Origin of the sequence: Nostoc sp. DedQUE08, assembly GCF_034530895.1 — a bacterium.
In the GTDB taxonomy this organism is placed as follows: domain Bacteria; phylum Cyanobacteriota; class Cyanobacteriia; order Cyanobacteriales; family Nostocaceae; genus Nostoc.
This window is the reverse complement of sequence record NZ_JAVRCD010000040.1, coordinates 22,671-36,580: the sequence shown is the minus strand read 5'-3', so window position 1 is coordinate 36,580 and position 13,910 is coordinate 22,671. Positions and strand designations below refer to the sequence as shown.

Annotated in this window: 15 protein-coding genes; 9 read left to right on the top strand and 6 right to left on the bottom strand. The window is 40.3% G+C overall.

What is annotated here, in order from left to right; genetic code table 11:
* The first annotated feature begins 47 nt into the window (after window positions 1-47).
* The 5 genes from RMY64_RS23885 (at window position 48) to RMY64_RS23865 (ending at window position 5,440) form a co-directional block, all read left to right on the top strand.
* On the top strand, window positions 48-2,354 hold the full coding sequence (locus RMY64_RS23885) for an ATP-binding protein (protein WP_322685361.1): 2,307 nt from the start codon (window positions 48-50) through the stop codon (window positions 2,352-2,354).
* Window positions 2,299-2,745, top strand: a complete 447-nt coding sequence (locus RMY64_RS23880) for a response regulator (protein ID WP_322673272.1) — start codon at window positions 2,299-2,301, stop codon at window positions 2,743-2,745. The genes RMY64_RS23885 and RMY64_RS23880 overlap by 56 nt, the downstream gene beginning before the upstream one ends.
* A gap of 125 nt (window positions 2,746-2,870) precedes the next feature.
* On the top strand, window positions 2,871-4,034 hold the full coding sequence (locus RMY64_RS23875) for a hybrid sensor histidine kinase/response regulator (protein WP_322673271.1): 1,164 nt from the start codon (window positions 2,871-2,873) through the stop codon (window positions 4,032-4,034).
* A gap of 529 nt (window positions 4,035-4,563) precedes the next feature.
* Complete coding sequence (locus RMY64_RS23870) at window positions 4,564-5,193, top strand: helix-turn-helix domain-containing protein (RefSeq protein ID WP_322701300.1); 630 nt, start codon at window positions 4,564-4,566, stop codon at window positions 5,191-5,193.
* A 16-nt stretch (window positions 5,194-5,209) separates the two neighbouring features.
* Window positions 5,210-5,440, top strand: a complete 231-nt coding sequence (locus RMY64_RS23865) for a hypothetical protein (RefSeq protein ID WP_322689636.1) — start codon at window positions 5,210-5,212, stop codon at window positions 5,438-5,440.
* Between the two features lie 304 nt (window positions 5,441-5,744).
* Here RMY64_RS23865 and RMY64_RS23860 read toward each other — a convergent pair whose 3' ends face one another.
* The 3 genes from RMY64_RS23860 to trmB all read right to left on the bottom strand — a co-directional run bounded on the left by RMY64_RS23860 (window position 5,745) and on the right by trmB (window position 7,458).
* Window positions 5,745-5,966 (bottom strand): hypothetical protein, encoded by a 222-nt coding sequence (locus RMY64_RS23860; RefSeq protein ID WP_322685357.1) that lies wholly within the window; start codon window positions 5,964-5,966, stop codon window positions 5,745-5,747.
* A gap of 42 nt (window positions 5,967-6,008) precedes the next feature.
* Window positions 6,009-6,413 (bottom strand): hypothetical protein, encoded by a 405-nt coding sequence (locus tag RMY64_RS23855; protein ID WP_322701299.1) that lies wholly within the window; start codon window positions 6,411-6,413, stop codon window positions 6,009-6,011.
* Between the two features lie 397 nt (window positions 6,414-6,810).
* A complete protein-coding gene (gene trmB, locus RMY64_RS23850) occupies window positions 6,811-7,458 on the bottom strand; it encodes a tRNA (guanosine(46)-N7)-methyltransferase TrmB (protein WP_322673266.1) in 648 nt (215 codons plus the stop codon).
* A gap of 397 nt (window positions 7,459-7,855) precedes the next feature.
* Here trmB and RMY64_RS23845 point away from each other — a divergent pair, with 397 nt between their 5' ends.
* The 3 genes from RMY64_RS23845 to RMY64_RS23835 all read left to right on the top strand — a co-directional run bounded on the left by RMY64_RS23845 (window position 7,856) and on the right by RMY64_RS23835 (window position 10,128).
* Entirely contained in the window at window positions 7,856-8,584 is a 729-nt protein-coding gene (locus RMY64_RS23845; protein ID WP_322673265.1) for a MotA/TolQ/ExbB proton channel family protein, read from the top strand.
* Between the two features lie 42 nt (window positions 8,585-8,626).
* Window positions 8,627-9,319 carry an ExbD/TolR family protein gene (locus RMY64_RS23840; RefSeq protein ID WP_322673264.1) on the top strand — a complete coding sequence of 231 codons (693 nt, stop codon included), beginning with the start codon at window positions 8,627-8,629 and terminating at the stop codon, window positions 9,317-9,319.
* A 446-nt stretch (window positions 9,320-9,765) separates the two neighbouring features.
* A complete protein-coding gene (locus RMY64_RS23835) occupies window positions 9,766-10,128 on the top strand; it encodes a phage holin family protein (protein ID WP_289798955.1) in 363 nt (120 codons plus the stop codon).
* A gap of 75 nt (window positions 10,129-10,203) precedes the next feature.
* On the opposite strand, the gene psb29 is transcribed toward RMY64_RS23835, so the two are convergent.
* A complete protein-coding gene (psb29, locus tag RMY64_RS23830) occupies window positions 10,204-10,911 on the bottom strand; it encodes a photosystem II biogenesis protein Psp29 (RefSeq protein ID WP_322673263.1) in 708 nt (235 codons plus the stop codon).
* 209 nt (window positions 10,912-11,120) lie between these two features.
* Here psb29 and RMY64_RS23825 point away from each other — a divergent pair, with 209 nt between their 5' ends.
* The gene (locus RMY64_RS23825) at window positions 11,121-11,726 is read left to right on the top strand and encodes a chromophore lyase CpcT/CpeT (protein ID WP_322701298.1); all 606 of its coding nucleotides are present in this window, start codon (window positions 11,121-11,123) and stop codon (window positions 11,724-11,726) included.
* A 76-nt stretch (window positions 11,727-11,802) separates the two neighbouring features.
* On the opposite strand, the gene RMY64_RS23820 is transcribed toward RMY64_RS23825, so the two are convergent.
* Both RMY64_RS23820 and hemF read right to left on the bottom strand, forming a co-directional pair.
* Window positions 11,803-12,171 (bottom strand): STAS domain-containing protein, encoded by a 369-nt coding sequence (locus RMY64_RS23820; RefSeq protein WP_094351701.1) that lies wholly within the window; start codon window positions 12,169-12,171, stop codon window positions 11,803-11,805.
* Window positions 12,172-12,432: 261 nt separating this feature from the next.
* Window positions 12,433-13,473: an oxygen-dependent coproporphyrinogen oxidase gene (gene hemF, locus RMY64_RS23815; protein WP_322701297.1), complete on the bottom strand. Its 1,041-nt coding sequence runs from the start codon at window positions 13,471-13,473 to the stop codon at window positions 12,433-12,435.
* Window positions 13,474-13,910 lie beyond the last annotated feature (437 nt).

Below are 13,910 nucleotides of genomic sequence, written 5' to 3'. Positions count from 1 at the left end.
ATAGATACTCTAGTTTTGATGCTCCCGGACAACACAGGAGGATCGTCATGGAAATGAACTTACAATTGCCAGGTATTAATTTAATTAGCTTGAAAGAGGCTCCGATTCATATTTCTAGCCAAATTCAGCCTCATGGTGTCCTATTAGTCTTGGAGGAGCCTGAGCTAAAAATATTACAAGTTAGCACTAATACGCTAAAGATTTTCGGAATTGCTCCCGAAAATATGTTACATAAACAACTAGAAGATTTACTAGATCCCTTTCAAATAGAGAGAATTAAAACAGGGCTATCCGGGGAAAATCTTGATTTTATTAATCCCACCAAAGTTTGGGTGCGAAAAAAAGGTGATGAATACGTAGTATTTGATGCAGTATTTCATCGCAATACAGAAGGATTTTTAATCTTGGAGTTAGAACCTGCTCTTACTCAAGAAAATATCCCATTTTTAAGCTTTTATCATCTAGCTAGAGCATCTATCAACCAACTAGAAAAAACAGCAAATCTCCGGGACTTTTGTCAAGTTATCGTTCAAGAAGTTCGGAAAATAACGGAATTTGACAGGGTAATGTTATATAAATTCGATGATGATGGGCATGGTTCCGTTGTCGCTGAAGAAAAACTAGAAAGCTTAGAACCATATTTAGGGCTGCATTATCCAGAGTCAGATATTCCCAAACCAGCGAGAAAGTTATTTGCTGCTAATTCGATCAGAATTATCCCGGATGCTTATTCCCAGCCAGTCAAGCTGTTTCCTGTCAATAATCCAATTAGCGATCGCCCCATTAATTTAACCAACTCCATTCTCAGAAGTGCTGCTTCCTGCCATACAGAGTACTTGCATAATATGGGTGTTGGTGCTTCGCTGACGATCTCTTTAATTAAAGACCAAAAACTCTGGGGACTAATTGCTTGTCATCATCAATCCCCTAAACATGTTTCCTACGAATTGCGTAAAGCTTGCGAATTTTTGGGACGAGTCATATTCGCAGAAATTTCAGCTAGAGAAGAGACAGAAGACTACTATCACCGGATAAATCTGACACACCTTCAATCAATCTTGATTGAATACATGTCTCAAGAAGAAAACTTCATTGATGGTTTAGTTAAAAACCCTCAACATCTTTTAGATTTGGCCAGCGCTCAAGGTGCAGCCGTTTGTTTTGGGGGAAATTGTACGGTAGTTGGTGAAACCCCTAGAGAAGAAGACCTGAATTTTTTAGTCCAATGGCTAAAAAATAATGTTGAAGAAGAAGTTTTCTATACAGATTCTTTGCCACAGATTTATCCAGATGCCGAAAGTTTTAAAAATGTTGCCAGTGGTTTGTTAGCAATTCCCATTGCCAAGCGCAATTATGTTCTGTGGTTCCGACCAGAAGTAATTCAAACTGTAAATTGGGGTGGAGATCCTAATAAGGCGTTTGAAGTTAACCAATCAGAAGGAAATGTCCGCTTGTGTCCACGGAAATCATTTGAACTGTGGAAAGAAACAGTTCGCTTAACATCTTTACCTTGGAAAGATGTAGAAGTTAAAGCAGCATTGGAACTGCGGAAAGCAATTGTTAATATTGTGCTGCGTCAAGCCGATGAACTAGCCCAGTTAGCCCAGGATTTAGAACGTTCTAACGCCGAACTGAAAAAGTTTGCCTACGTTGCCTCCCATGACTTGCAAGAACCGCTCAATCAAGTTGTGAATTACGTGCAACTGTTAGAGATGCGCTATAGCGAAGAACTTGACGAAGATGCTCAGGAGTTTATTAGCTACGCTGTGCAGGGAGTTAGCCTGATGCAGACGTTGATTGATGACGTACTAGCATACTCGAAAGTGGATATGCAGGCGATCGCATTTCAAATGACCGAGGTAGAGAAAGCCTTAAGTCGGGCGTTGGGCAATTTGCGTCAACGCATTAATGAAACTGGCGCTATTATCACCCACGATCCCTTACCCGTAGTTATGGCTGACAGCACCCAACTGATGCAGCTATTCCAAAACCTCATCGGTAACGCGATTAAATTCCACAGTGACCAGCCCCCACAAATTCATCTGGGAGCAGAAAGGATAGAAGATGCATGGCTCTTCTCAGTTCGGGATAATGGTATTGGCATTGATCCGAAATTTAGCGATCGCATTTTCGTAATTTTTCAGCGCTTACACACGCGGGATGAATATACTGGTACAGGTATGGGTTTAGCCATCTGTAAGAAGATTGTCGAATGTCACCGGGGGCGGATCTGGGTAGAGTCAGAACTAGGTGAAGGCGCAACCTTCTACTTTACGATTCCAGTTGGAGGACGCGAACTTGAGCGTAGAAACGGGAGAAAGACACAAAACCATCTTTTTGGTCGAGGACAATAAAGCTGACATTCGCTTAATCCAAGAAGCGTTGAAAAATAGTTCAGTGCCCTACCAAGTGGTAACGGTCAGGGATGGCATAGATGCTATGGCTTATTTACGCCAAGAAGGTGAATATGCTGATGCAGCACGCCCTGACCTTATTCTGCTGGATTTAAACTTGCCTAAAAAAGATGGTCGAGAAGTGCTGGCGGAAATAAAAGCCGACCCACTACTAAAGCGTATTCCAGTTGTTGTGCTAACAACCTCAAAAAACGAGGATGATATTTTTCACAGCTACGATTTACATGTGAATTGCTACATCACTAAATCTCGCAACCTTAGCCAGCTATTCCAAATCGTCAAGAGTATTGAAGATTTTTGGCTCTCTACTGTGACGCTACCATCGGAGTAAGGCAGGGGGCAGGGAGCAGGGAGCAGGGGGAAGGGGAGGCAGGGGAAGAAGAACTAATGACAAATGACTAATGACTAATGACTAATGACAAGATAGAGGAGCAATAGGGGGTGAAACCCAAAGTTATGGTTGTAAGCTACTCAGTAAAAATCTTGTTAATTGAAGACAACCTAGCTTCTGCTAGGTTGTTACAAGAGTTTCTGACGCAAGCCCAATCCCAAGAGTTTACTCTGGTTCATGTGACGCGATTGGGTGAAGCACTTCAGGAATTAAATCAATGTAATTATGATGTTATTTTATTAGATTTAACTCTACCTGATAGCCAAGGATTGTCATCTCTACCTCCTCTGATTGATCGAGCGCCAAGTATACCGATTGTTGTTTTAACAAATACTAATGACGAAGAACTAGCAATTGAAGCAGTGCGGCAAGGAGCGCAAGATTATCTAGTCAAGCGACAGGTAAATGTAGATGTGTTGGTTCGCTCTTTGCGTTATGCGATCGAGCGCAAGCAGGTTTTAGAATCATTACGCACTGTCAATGAAACGTTACAAACTAGGGTTGAAGAACGAACTGCGGAACTCGTAAAAGCCAATGAACTCAACCAGTTCAAATCTGAATTTGTCTCAATGCTCTCCCATGACATCCGCAATCCGCTAAATACTATTCTCTTGGCTGCTGGATTGCTACAAAATCAGGATGAAAGATTAACCAAAGAGAAAAAACAGAATCATTTGAAAATGATTCGGTCAGCAATTAAAAACATGGCAAAGCTATTGGATGAAGTTACATTCATCGGCAAAGCTGATTCTGGTAACATGGGTTTTGAAGTCATCTGCTTAGATTTAGAAGCTTTTTGCCGCCAAATGGTCGATGAAGTTCGATTGATTGCAAATGATAAGCATCTGACTTTGGTATTTGCCAGTTTTGGGCAATTAGATGACGCTTTATGGGATGAAAGCTTACTGCGGCACATTTTGGGCAATTTACTTAGTAATGCTATTAAGTATTCACTACCGGGCGGCATAGTACGCTTTGAATTAATTGGTCAGGAAAAAGCGGTAATTTTCAAAGTTCAAGATTGGGGAATTGGTATTCCTCAAGAAAACCAAAAACGATTGTTTCAGCCTTTCCGACGGGCGGACAATGTGGGAAACATACCTGGTACTGGCTTGGGGCTAGCGATCGCCAAAAAATGTGTCGATGCACATGGGGGCGAAATTGTAGTTAATAGCCAAGTTGGAGTAGGTACAACTTTTACCGTCACCCTTCCTTTGCTAGAAGTTTAAGCGGTTACAGCAATTTTCATATATAGGGAATACAGTTCATTATTGAGGCACAATAAATATATTGTGCCTTTACGTATGCGATCTCTAAAACGAATTTTTATCCGTGGTAATGGCGACTCCGTTATCACTTTTTTCTCTGCTCAAAAGAAATTTATATTTACAAAAAATTTACTAAAATTTAACGACTATTTTCGGAATTTACAAATTGGATTTGTAGCCTAATATAGACTGACAAAAGGAATGTTTAAAAACTGTTGTCAAATATATTACTTAACTCAATTATTGATTGCATAAAATAAAAAACAAATAGTAATAAGTATTACATCTGCAAAAAAAATTAGTTTTTGCAATATCTCTAGAATTAGGATATTGCCAAATTTTGCATCGTTTAAAAAATATTTGTGTGTCCACCAATCTAGTTAATTATACGTATATGTCGGACTGCCAAAGTAAAATTGAAACAAAATACATAAATGTAACTAACAGTAAGTATTTAACATCATTTCAACGGAAATTACTGTTAGCAAGTTTGGAAAAAACTTTACCCGAATCTTACCAACAACGTATTGAAATCATGTTGTTGGCAGATGATGGAAAAACCCAAACTGAAATTTGTCAAATTTTGGGGTGTTGTCCAGCAACAGCAAGGCATTGGATGCACATAGCCCGAACAGGGATGGCGCACCAATGGCAAGATTGCCCTATTGGTCGCCCGAAGGCAATAAATGACGAGTATTTAGAACGTTTGAAAGAACTGATTAAAAGTAGTCCCCGCGATCATGGGTATTCTTTTAGGCGATGGACAACAAACTGGCTGGGGAAACATCTAGCGAAAGAATTTGGGATTGAGGTAAGCGATCGCCATATCAAACGACTGCTCAAACAGATGGGATTATCCACACTACCAAAACCCAGCAATTTTGAACAAAACAGCACTGAACAGACTCAAGGTTCCAAAATTTTGATTAATGACCTGAAATCGGCAGTTATTCCTGATAATCCCGAATTTTTATCTATTAACTTTGCAAAATTAGCAAAAGATGTAGACATTCATGGCGCAAGATATATTAGCTCAGTTAGTGACTCTACAACAGTTCAACAAAATTCTGGGGCATTCTCTTTCGACAGAGGAATTTCAACACTATCTTCAACAAGTTAAATTTATCAACCCGAAAGTGGGCAAATTCTGGCAAGGAACTGCTGTTCAACCAGGAATCTATATTGCGATCGCAGCTCCTAATACCAAAGAAACAATCCTGCGCTCCATCGACCTAATGATTACTCTCAAGCGCCATATGCGTCCCGGCACTCAACTGTTTCTCCACACAAGAGAAGGGCAAGTCCGCCTACTTATCCCAGAACTAGAAGGCGTTACACTATTACCTAATTCTGCGATCGCCTGGTAAAGTAACTAATAAATTAAAGTTTTTAGCTGTAAGTAATTCTACCTTAATCGGTGGTTGTTCTAACTGATTACATAATCCCTGTTCAATTAAATAATCGACAATATATGATAGTTTAAGACAAATGTCATAATTTTTAAATTTATCAACCAATTTTGATGTAGAGAAAATTGTGGTAGTTAAGTTACTACCACAACCTGTTTTTGCAAGGATTATTAAAACTAGTACCGCACCTTGGAAATAAATCATCCATTCCAAAGTAATCAAATATCTGCGGTATATAAATTACAAATTACACCCAGCAGTACTAACCCAGTAGATAGCCGCCTAATAAAATTATCGCATCTCTCACATCTGTTGCTACTCCACTACCCGTAATGTTTTTCTGTTCTTCTTCAGACAGTTCTGAGAGTGAGTTTTGTTCTAAAACTTGTTTTCGTCTTGCAGATGCATTCACAACAGCTTCTTCAATCAAGTTCGTAATTTCAATTTGACTTGTGAGATATTTGTGATGAATGTTCATTGACATGATATTCTTCTTAAATTACTTAAATAAACTTTGTAGCTTTGTTTAGCCAACAGTCGGTGTCGCCACCTTAACTAGTAGTTCAGAGGGATTGTAGTTATCTGTAATAACTTGTGGACAACGCATACAAGCTGCCTTACCTTCTTGTTGCCACCACTGACAATCTCGGCGTATGGAACAAGGTGGTAAATCCTCTACTACCTTTGGCAAGTTTTCTACAACTCGCATTGCCAGACGACAATCTTTACCATCAAAATGTTGACAACCCTTAGTTGCACAGGGTGCAGCCGTCCGAAAAGCAACGTTTGCCATTTCTTCATCAGACAGAGTTAGCAAAGCATCTTCTGAATCCTGATTTGGGTTTCGTCGTACTAGTGCATTGCTAACAGCATTATCAATCAGATTGCTAATGTCCAATTGAAAATCTGAATTCTTTTTATTCCTTTTCATTGTGATTTTCCTCTGAATATATAACTAGATATAGGCGGAATCACTAAGGACTGCAATTACCTAATCTGTATACATTTTAAGCATAGTAATAATGATTTAATTATGTTTTGAAAATTTATAAGTAGATATAAATAAACCTTTTATGTCACTAAACAATAACTTGAAAGTTTTACTTATAACTATTTATTGATAAAGTTTATATCTCTATCAATCACTTCAACTGCAGAGTTGTGGCCATTAATAAAACATTTATGTCCCAAAAAATTTTATAATCTTGGGCAATGTTTAATAAAAAGATAATAAGCAATACTTAAGTAATATTAACAAATATTTATAAGGCTGCTCAATAAAACTTCAAATTCAAAATTGGGAAATAGAGTTGGTATTATAAACATCTCTATTCTGTAGTTTTCACTCTTTCAAACAAAGCCCGATAAATAGGTTCACCTTTTTTTTGCGTACCTATTTCCCTTTCTGTGGAGACTGGTAAGGGGTTTTCAGCCAACCATTCTTCTGTACCAACTTTCTGAAAAGCTGAATTAGCTGCAAAGCGATCGCGCATTTCCACAGCCACAAATTCCATATCTGATTGCAAAAATACCAACCCTCCAACCGCAAGATACTTAGCTAAGTCTGCCACTAGTTCTGGTTGGACTACACGACGTTTAGCGTGGCGGGTTTTAAACCAAGGATCGGGAAATTGAATAGTGACGCGTTGTAAACTTTCTGGAGGCAGGGAAGATAAAAGTGAGTGCAATGAGTTATTCACGTTGCAAAATAAATAGTGCAGGTTTGTTAAACCTAATTCAGAACGTAACTTATTCGCCTCCACCACCAGCGGTTCTCGAATTTCCAAGCCGAGAAAATTCCAGTTAGATTCTATCTTGGCCATATTCAACAAAAACAGTCCCTTAGCGCAGCCAATATCTAAATGTAGTGGTTGATTTGGCTTTGCATAAATTTCTTCCAAGTCTTGGGGACTTGCTGGTGTTTGATACTTTTTACCAAGTGGATTAACATGCTGGCGGACTCGGACTGCTGCCAAAATTTTTCTCCTTTACGTGAAAATATCCTGTAATCAAATTTCAGGTTATATCAATTTAAAAAATGTTTGCGACCAGATGCCCACGCTTACTGACGCACACCCTCCCCAAAGCCTTATAGAGGGTTGGGTAAGGTCTTATCTATGTATTGCATTCTTTTTTCAAATTGGTATTACAAGGAAGTCTAGCAAAAGTATGCCAAAAATTACCGGTCTATGATTCGATTGCCTACCCAGCAGCAAATTAGTACAGCAGTCTCAGTCAAATACATGATCCTTGCACTGTTTTTTTAGGTTTTCGAGAAATTTATATTTTGGAAGTCCCTCATTTTGCATTAATCTCTAGAATTAAAATGCCTTAATACATTTGCTTTAGTCCTGGAGGGAGGAAATTTAAACAGTGGATATTTTAGATTTGTTTTACAAGGGTGGGCCAGCTATGTGGCCTTTACTCATTTTGTCGATTCTGGCTTTGAGCGTCATTTTCGAGCGTATGTGGTTCTGGTTGCGAATTTTGACTCAGGAAAAGCAAATAGTCGATCGCGTCTTAGATGCTGCCCAGGATAATTGGGAAGTAGCTGCGGACATGGCTAGACTTGCAAGCCATCAGCCTGTCGGGCGTTTTCTCTACGCCCCTCTACGTTTTGCCAAAACTGATGCGGAAACTTTTCGACTAGCACTGGAGGCTACAGCAGAAGACGAATTAGCTGGGATGCGTAGGGGCGAAAAACTTTTAGAAGCGGTGATTGCTCTAGCGCCGTTGCTAGGATTGTTGGGTACAGTTTTGGGTTTAATCCACTCTCTGCGCTCAATTCGGATTGGCGATTTGGGAACTGAATCTACCGCTGGGGTGACTACTGGTATTGGTGAATCCTTAATTAGTACGGCAAGTGGGCTAATAGTTGCCATCATTAGTTTGGTATTTTACCGTCTATTTCAAAGTTTTGTAGTCAACCAAGTCAAAGTTTTTCGGAAGGCAGGGAATGAGATGGAATTGCTCTATCGCCAGTCTCCTCCTGACTTTAGCAATAGGACATCAGCAATTGTGCCAGAAAATTTCACTCCACCCCGCAAGCCAGGAAAGACTAGAGTTTCTGAACCTCCTGAACCCCCGAATACACCTAATTAATAGTCAATAATTCAACCCCCAAACCAGGTTTGTGAATGAGACATGAAAGTTAATCTACATACTCCAATTGAAGAAGTCCAAATTCAAATCATCCCTTTAATTGATGTCGTTTTTTGTATCCTGACATTTTTTTTATTAGCGGCTTTACAATTTACACGGCAACAGGCAATAAATGTTGATTTGCCTAAAGCCAGCCCCAGTACAGTCTCTGGAATAACGTCACAAAGTGGAAGTGTGATTGTTACCATCGATGCTGTGGGCAATACTTACATAGAAAAACAGCCTGTAAAACAGGAAGATTTGAGACAGAGTTTAAAACAGTATCTCCAAGCAAACCCTAATGCTGTTGTTGTGCTGAATGCTTCGCGCACAGCAACTTACAATGATGTGATTGAGACATTAGATTTGCTACGACAAGTAGGGGGCGATCGCGTTTCTTTGGGAATTATTCCTGGCCCATCTCAACCATCCATAAACTCGCCTAACCAGCCTACTGTCCCCTCTTTCCCAATCAATCCTGGAACTGGTGCAGTACCAGGAATCAATCCCGAAGGGAATATTACCCCAAAATTCCCCTTAGCACCTAATTCTGTGCCCTTTCCTAGCATCACTCAGCCTCCAGCTGGACAAGGCATCAGTCCTATCAATCCTGGCATTTCTCCCGTAGTTCCTAACTCACCAGCGCCTCAAGCGCCTGTAGCACCCAAACAAACCCAACCTCCTCTTAAAAGATGAGATAGGGAAAGGGGAATTGGGCATGGGGCATGGGGCATTGGGCATTGGGAAAGAGGAGACTGGAGGCAGAAGTTCTACAATGTTTGAATTTTGAATTTTGAATTTTGAATTGATTTCTCCCCCTGCTCCCCACTCCTTCTTCTCCCTTGTCCCCTTGTCCCCCATTCATCACCTCCCCTGCAAGTCTTTTCCCAAACCTAAAGATATCTAGAATAAATTTCGGCTAGATAAAAAAAAACTGCTAATTTACAAATAATTGGTTGAGCTTTAAAGATTTTTCCACCTATAGATTGAGCAATTTATCACCAATTACCATCCACATTTCATACCAAATTGGAGAAGGATGTCTAAATAGGTTAACAGATTGAAAAGCGCTTATATTAAGCGTATTTCAGTGTGTCTGAATTACGAATTACAAACTACTAATTAGTATCAGGGGTTGTGGCATGAACATCGTAACGCTTTTAATTGTTTGGGTCGTAACAGCTATCAGCTTGTTGATAATTAGTAAGTTGCCTTTGGGAGTTGAAATTGATACTCCTGGTAAAGCGTTTCTTTCTGCCGCAGTGCTTGGTATCGTGACAGCAATAGTCAGACCAATTTTAAGCCTCATTTTTGCAGTACCAAATCTACTCACATTAGACTTATTATCTGGCATTTTCACATTTATGATTGCCGTGGTTTGTTTTAGTATTGCTGCTTGGTTAGTCGAGGGCTTTCGCTTGCGTTATGGGATTTGGAGTGCTGTTATTGGGGCATTTACGCTGACTATAATTAACAGCTTAATCTACAAAATATTGGGCGTATAAAGCAAAGAGTTAGGAGTTAGGAGTTATTAACAATTCCTCACTCATAACTCCTAACTCATCACTGCCAAATTCTAACTATTCGTTGGAACTTGGAGGAGCAACTGGAGTAGTTGATTGTTGTTTACGTTGCTCGCGTTTTTTGCGATCGGCTGAGAGGATATCTGCCATCACCACTAGCGCTTGCGCCATTTTGTCTAGGTTAGAACGGTATAACTCCAAATCCTTGTTGAGTTTGTCATCAGAAAGATGCAAGCCAGCAGCGATCGCTTTTAGCGCCTCAGTGAGTTGCTTTTCGTCTTTGACTAATTCGGGATCTGACTGTTCTAATAACGAAAATACACCAATTGCGAACAAACGGTTGTATTTAAAGTTAGGATTATTGGCGATCGCTTGTAGGGTTGCTTGCAAGTCAGCATCTCTATCTAAGTAAGTAGTTTGACCCAGCCACCCAATTAAATCTTTAACTGGTAAACCTTTAGCTACAGCTTGCAATCTCTGGGCATCCTGTCGATATTGTTGCGGATCTGTTTCTATAGCCTGACATAAGGCGTTAAAAATTGATTCTTGATCCCGTTCTGGTTGATAGCCTTCCATGAAGCGATCAAAAGTAGTGACGACACCCAAGGCATAAATTGGATTGTAGCTAAAATCGATATTTACTGACAGCAGATGCATTTCCACCATCAATTCTTCTACTACCCGACGATAAATAGTGTTGATCGGACGGGTGTGAAGATTGTAGAAAGTTCGCTTTGTATCAGAGACTGTACGGACGTTATTCACAAAGAAAAAAGAAATGTTAAGGGCGACGTATCTTTATTTTCTCGCTTAAAGGCTACTTTGCCAAGTTGAGCTTTTAGCAGGTGACGGTTTCATTTACAATATATACACATCAAAAGTATTTTATAAGCTGGTAGCTACAGGAAATAAAACCTTTTCTCCTAAAAAACTAGCCGAAAATTATTATCCTTAATGATTTATTTATTGTAATTATGAACTTCTCGCCACAGTTAATTGCTTTAGGTGAGTACCTAGCTGGTGAATTTGATAATCGGGAACAAGCCATAGCAGAACCAGTTTGGTATGTCCACCTCCGTCTGTGGCAAAGACCAGTTAATCTGTTCCTAGAAGATAGCATCACCTTATTTGCTGAACAGGCTAACGTTAATACCTTAGATCAACCTTATCGCCAACGAATTATCCGGTTGCGTCAAAGCAGCGACTCTGACGCAACGGTGGAAGTTCAATATTATATGCCTCAAGATCCAGGTGGATTAAAAGGCGCAGGTGATAATCCTGCTCTATTAAACACACTGACATCCGAACAATTAGATTTACTACCAGGTTGTATCCTAACAGTTACTCAGGAGAAACTAGCTGGCGATCGCTATAAGTTTACCGCTACCCCACTACCAGAGACTCGTTGTAGCTTTACTTATCTTGGCAATAGTATCCATGTTTCTTTAGGTTTTGCAGCTACAACAACAGAATTTCACAGCTACGACAAAGGAATCGATCCCGCAACTGGAAAAGCAACCTGGGGAGCGATTATGGGGCCTTATCGCTACACCAAGCGAAATCAGTATTCAATAAGATAAAGTTATGAATTATGAGTTATGAGTTATGAATTTTGAATTAACTCCTCACTCCTCACTCCTCACTCCTAACTGTTTTTTAGCTAGCAATGCTACGAGGTACACCTTCTAAAGCTTCCTCTTCTGTTTCAAAGATTTCAAAAACAGTATCCATCATCGTCACTTCAAACACGAGTTTGGCTTCTGGATGTACATTACAGATGCGGAAACTGCCCTTGACTTTATCAGCATCACGCATTCCAGCTACCAAAGATGTAAGACCAGAACTATCAATAAAATTTACCTGAGCCAGATTTACAACCACATGGCGACTGAGTTTGGAAATACACTCTTGTAACTTCAGGCGAAATTGCCAAGCAGTGGTGATATCCAGACGGCCTGATGGTGTCAAGACGATAACGGTGTTTCCGTCTTGGGTTGTATAAGTTTTTTGGTCTATATGAATCACTAAAGCCCTCCCCGTGGCATTCCTTTTAAGATTAACTGGTGACAGAATTTTCTAATGCTGTCACTTGAGATTAACAAGCTATAGCTAAATTTGTCACCTTTTTCGGCTAAGTGCTTAACTTTAGTAGTTATAACTCACCAAAATAGTGGAGAATAGGGCATTGGGAATAGGGCATGGGGCATGGGACATAGGGAGATGAGAAAGGTGGGGGAGATGAGGAAGTGAGGGATAAAGAATTAATAACCAATGCCCAATGCCCAATTAATGTGGTGTCCAGTTGATCCAATCTTGAGGTTTAAGGAAGGTTTTATACAACTCGGCTTCGGGGGAATTGGGTTCCGGTTGATAGCCATATTCCCAGCGCACTAAAGGAGGTAGGGACATGAGAATTGATTCGGTGCGTCCATTGGTTTGCAGACCAAAAATAGTACCTCTGTCATAAACCAAGTTAAATTCTACATACCGTCCTCGGCGGTAGAGTTGAAAATTCCGTTGGCGATCGCCATACTCTATCCCATGTCGCCGTTCTACAATTGGTACGTAAGCTGGTAAAAATGCTCTGCCACAGCCTTGTACAAAGCCAAACAAATCTTCCCAATTACGGGTTGCTGGTGTTCCCACCTGGTTGCTATAAATGGCAGCTTCCCCACTGGGATTTGGGCCGCGGTATAAAGCACCTTGGCCATCTTGGTAATCAAAAAATAGACCACCGACACCCCGTGTCTCATCACGATGCTTGAGATAGAAATATTCATCACACCAGCGCTTAAACACCGGGTAATACTCTGGGTGGTGTTGGTCGCAAGCTTGCTTTAATGTTTTGTGTAAATGTGCCGCATCTTCAGCAAAGGGGTAATAAGGTGTCAAGTCTAGACCGCCACCAAACCACCACACTGGCCCCGCTTCAAAGTAGCGATAATTGAGATGAACTGTGGGCACATAAGGATTGCGAGGATGTAATACCATTGAAGTCCCTGTGGCATAAAAGCCATGCCCTGCGGCTTCTGGGCGTTGGGTTAAAATTGAAGGTGGCAAATGGGAACCCTGAACTTCAGAAAAGTTTACACCGGCTTGTTCAAATATTGCACCATCTCGCAGTACGCGCGATCGCCCTCCCCCTCCTTCTGGGCGTTCCCAACTATCTTCATTAAATTTAGCCACACCATCTAGTTTCGCTAATGATTCGGTAATTTCGTCTTGCAGTTGTTTCATAAACCGACTGACCCTAGTCTGGGCATCAGGTGCTGGCAAAGACTTTGATGATTCTGCTTCTACAGTTGGTGTTTGCGAGTTGGTCAACATAGATTCCCGAACCTAAATTACAATTTCCAGAAAGCCACAAATTTTTCATTTTAAAATTTGGGGGAAACAAGCGCCAACAATCTAGCTTTATTTGCCCAACCCGCTTTTTTCTTCTTGGGTTAAGCATTTATCCGATTGATGGCCATCACTAGAGTTATTTTCCCTCAAATGCGTATAGGCTTGTATATTGAATTAGTTTTGTTTGAAATTCTTAATTGGAATATTCTGGTATAAAGACTAAATTTTAGTCTTCAGCTTGAAGTATCAAAGATTTGACTGGTCTACTCAGAACTTTGCCATATTGCTGATGCCGGCTGTTTAGGTCTGTATCGAATCGAGGCTTGCTATGTTTAGGACATTTTTGAGAAAGTTTTAATTTAGCAATTGCTCGTAGTTGCACACCATACCAGATTTCCCAGAAAGTATCTAGGGAGGAG

Bases quoted from the DNA above. Each gene is read 5' to 3' on its own strand.
- hemF (WP_322701297.1), bottom strand. From the start codon at position 13,473: ATGTTGACCAACTCGCAAACACCAACTGTAGAAGCAGAATCATCAAAG.
- RMY64_RS23840 (WP_322673264.1), top strand. From the start codon at position 8,627: ATGAAAGTTAATCTACATACTCCAATTGAAGAAGTCCAAATTCAAATC.
- RMY64_RS23855 (WP_322701299.1), bottom strand. From the start codon at position 6,413: ATGAAAAGGAATAAAAAGAATTCAGATTTTCAATTGGACATTAGCAAT.
- RMY64_RS23825 (WP_322701298.1), top strand. From the start codon at position 11,121: ATGAACTTCTCGCCACAGTTAATTGCTTTAGGTGAGTACCTAGCTGGT.
- RMY64_RS23860 (WP_322685357.1), bottom strand. From the start codon at position 5,966: ATGTCAATGAACATTCATCACAAATATCTCACAAGTCAAATTGAAATT.
- RMY64_RS23875 (WP_322673271.1), top strand. From the start codon at position 2,871: ATGGTTGTAAGCTACTCAGTAAAAATCTTGTTAATTGAAGACAACCTA.
- RMY64_RS23835 (WP_289798955.1), top strand. From the start codon at position 9,766: ATGAACATCGTAACGCTTTTAATTGTTTGGGTCGTAACAGCTATCAGC.
- RMY64_RS23885 (WP_322685361.1), top strand. From the start codon at position 48: ATGGAAATGAACTTACAATTGCCAGGTATTAATTTAATTAGCTTGAAA.